This window comes from Alterinioella sp. (assembly GCF_058343375.1).
This window is the reverse complement of the sequence record NZ_JBTUJH010000097.1, coordinates 1-3,532: the sequence shown is the minus strand read 5'-3', so window position 1 is coordinate 3,532 and position 3,532 is coordinate 1. Positions and strand designations below refer to the sequence as shown.

At 56.1% G+C, this 3,532-nt stretch carries 2 protein-coding genes; one reads left to right on the top strand and one right to left on the bottom strand.

Annotated elements, in window-relative coordinates; genetic code table 11:
- Positions 1-643 precede the first annotated feature (643 nt).
- Positions 644-1,803 (top strand): IS630 family transposase gene (locus ACW8PS_RS13660; protein WP_491528040.1). Its coding sequence is split into 2 segments (ribosomal slippage): positions 644-1,076 and positions 1,076-1,803, totalling 1,161 coding nucleotides; the frame shifts between segments, so codons are not numbered across the junction.
- A gap of 442 nt (positions 1,804-2,245) precedes the next feature.
- On the opposite strand, the gene ACW8PS_RS13655 is transcribed toward ACW8PS_RS13660, so the two are convergent.
- On the bottom strand, positions 2,246-3,532 hold a 1,287-nt coding region (locus ACW8PS_RS13655; RefSeq protein WP_491528039.1), incomplete at its 5' end, for a hypothetical protein.

Here is a 3,532-nt window from a genome sequence, read left to right as displayed (position 1 = left end):
GTCCGCTGGTAATGCAAACTGTTATTCAACCCTTTCTCCTACAGCGTCAGCCCATAATTGATCTCGCCGCCGTCCCCGGCGGCGCGGCCTTCACTGATCTCGCCGAAGTGACGCCGCCCTGATCATAGGTGACCGTCACTTTCGAAAGTGACGGTCACCTACTGGACGGGCTCGACAGCCCGGCCTACATTAGTAAGCGACGCCGCCTCGATTATGATTTACCCAGATATCCATCACTCACTGATCTCGCCGCCGTCCCCGGCGGCGAGGGCTGCAGTTTGCCGAAGTGACACGGCCCCGTTCATGATTTGACAGGAAAGGAGAATTGTTGTAAATTAAGCTCAAGGAATCAGGTTAGGGAAGTGAAGGGAGAGTTTTGTCATCCTATTTTTCCATATTAGACAACATCAATTCATTTTAATGAGCATACCAGGCAAGACAATCCCGCGTTTTGAGCGAAAAGCGGATGGTTTTGCGGATATATGTGTTTATAAGGCAAGTTTTCCGCATAAGCTGTTAGGTGGATAGCGGTAAGTTCAATATACTATGGGCGAGGCAGCTAGTAGATTGTCCATCATAAAATGTAAGAATGGCATGGAACTTGCTACTGAAGGGGAAAAGACCATCCTCGGAGGCAAGTGCCATGAACCGGAAATATTTCATCCGCTTGACAGAAGAAGAACGTTCACAACTGAAGCAGCTCATTTCTTCGGGAACCGCCCCGGCCCGCAAAGTCCGCCGGGCACACATTCTGCTGAAGTCCGACTGTAGCGAGTTTGGGCCTAACTGGACATACCGGGCCATCCAGGAGGCTTTCGAGGTCTCCTCACCAACAATCACAGCCGTACGCAGAGCCTATGTGGAGGGCGGTTTGGAGGCAGCCCTCAACCGCAAACCACCGGATAGAGAGTATGTTCGTCGGCTGGATGGTGAGGGAGAGGCTCGCCTGCTCGCATTGGCCTGTAGTGATCCACCGGAAGGGTATAAGCGTTGGACGCTGCGGCTCTTGCGAGATAGGCTGATCGAATTGGGTTATGTGGATCATATCTCTCACGAGACCGTCCGCAACACGCTCAAAAAAACGAAACCAAGCCCTGGCTGAAAAAACAGTGGTGCATTCCTCCCAAAGCCAATGCCGAATTTGTAGCCCGCATGGAGGACGTGCTTGAGGTCTACACCCAGCCGTATGACCCGCAACGGCCACTGATTTGTATGGATGAAACCAACAAGCAGTTGCTGGCCCATAAGCAAGACCCGCTGCCTGCAGCACCCGGTAAGACCAGCTGCATCGATTACGAATATGAGCGCCGAGGAGCAGCTAACCTGTTTATGTTCTTTGAGCCTCTGGCCGGGAAACGCCTGGTCAAGGTCACCGAGCGGCGGACGCGGATAGATTGGGCCAAAGCAATGCGGGAACTGGCCGATGTGCATTATCCCGGTGCAGAGAAGATCGTGGTTGTCCTGGATAACCTGAACACCCATAGCCCGGCCTCATTCTATGAAGCCTTCGAACCCCAGGAAGCCCGCAGATTGGCCAAACGGTTTGAGTTCCACTACACACCCAAGCCTTGCCCTGAGCAAAGCCGAAGGGATGGCAGTCGGCTTAATGTGGCCGAAGTCGAACTCAGCGTTTTGAGTGGGCAGTGCCTCGACCGGCGGATTCCAGACAAGGAGATGTTGGAAAGAGTGGTCCATGCCTGGCAAGAAGAACGTAATGCTTCAGTTGTCAAGGTTCACTGGCGGTTCACCACTGCAGATGCGCGGATAAAACTCAAACGCCTTTATCCTAAGTTACACGATTGACAGACTACTAATTACCTGCTTCGCCCGTTCACACAAGCGGCTAAGGAGGGAACTTCGGTCGGGTTCTGCCTGGCGGGGGTTTAAGCCTGTGCCGCGCGCCTCTCTGTTGGTTTCTGCCGACGTACTTTTTTCCGCCACAGCCTTTGGGGTTGGTCTTCGATTGTTGGGCTAATTATCTGCGTTTTGGCTGGCATTCATGTCAAGCCCCAACCGGAAGCGCATAAGGCATTTCAAAAGTCTGAGAATATGCAACTCGCTGCACGCCAGGAACGAGCAGTACACGGGTTTTCGCGGATTGCACGGATGATTTCCACGCGACAGGCCACCTTGAAATCCGCTCAATCCGTGCGCATCCGTGTACGAAACGCCTTCGTGCCGTTTCTTCGTTGGATTTTTGAAAATCCCTGGGAAGCGCACAGCGCTTGGGGTTACTGCGTTGTTTTCATGGCTGCACGCTGAACACATGAACCACCGATTTGTACTCGTCGGCCAGCCGTTCGATGATGAACAGATAGCCGCGCTCTCGATCGAATGCCGCCGCTGCGATCAGATCGCGACGGTACTCCTCTGGCCGGACTTGGGAATCGAACAGGTACTCATTCAGCGCCAGCGTGGAGTAAGGTTGTGGCTCCCAGCTTTGCATTTCGCCGCGCGCCACTGCCACGAGATCGGCAGGGTTGTAGAAGATAATTTGCGCCTGATAGTCTTCAGCCCAATAGCCGCGGTCGTCGTAAGGCCATTCTGGCGGATCGGGACAGGTTGGCGGGTTTTGTTCGGCACAATCGTAGGGCCAGACCACGCCGTTGGCAAAGCCGTACCACGATTCGCCCAGCGCTTTGGTGCCCACAAAGATCACCGCTGATTTTTCCCCGGTTGTCAACCATTCCCCGCCCTCCCAGTGATCGGCATCGCTGTATCCTTGCATTTGCATGTTTTCATCGAAGGCGATTTCCATTTGCCCTGCCTGTTGAACGCCGTAGAGCAGCAACGGTTGGACCGCCGTCAGCGTTGCGCCTGCTGCGGGGGGATCGCCATCCAGCCAGGGAGCACAGGCAAACAATGCTGGCCCGCCGCCGCTCCACGGGCCCTCGCGCGCCCTGCCGCTCGCCAGCCGGTAACCGCCCAGCGCGTCCGCCCAGGGCTGGGGAATCTCAAAGAGGTAATCGTTGGTGATGTATGGCGTGTAGCCGTCAAACGTCCACATACCGGCAGGGTGGGGGGCGGCCAGGCTGAGTTCGCTCCAGCCGTGGGATGGGTCGCCAAATTCCTGAAAGTGCCAGCCAAAGGAGAAATACAGTTTGGCGGCCTCCTGCCCCTCCTGCGGCGGCAAATGCGCCAGCCCGGCGCGGGGCAAATCCACCGCCTGGGGGTCGAAAATCCCGCCGCTGATATCTTGAAAAGGCTGGAGCGTTTTGGCGGTGTTCAAATCATCCAGGTTGTTGGAGAGCACAGGAACAGGGATGTCGATCTCGGAGACGAGCAGCTGATGGTCGTGCCCAAACCCGAAAAGCGAACCGGGGAAGCCATCCGCTGCGCCGTTTGGATCGCCTTGCGGATTGTAGGTTAACCCCTGCCCGCTGTACTCCCAGTTTGAGCCGCCGGAGGCCTCGGGCAGCCGGAAAGCGCCGAGGTAGGTGATATCTTCCGGTTGGATGAGGCCGGCGGGGAGCTCCTCGGGCGGTGGAGAGGCGACTTTTTCCGGTGGACTTGGAGCCGGCGAGTTGCCCGC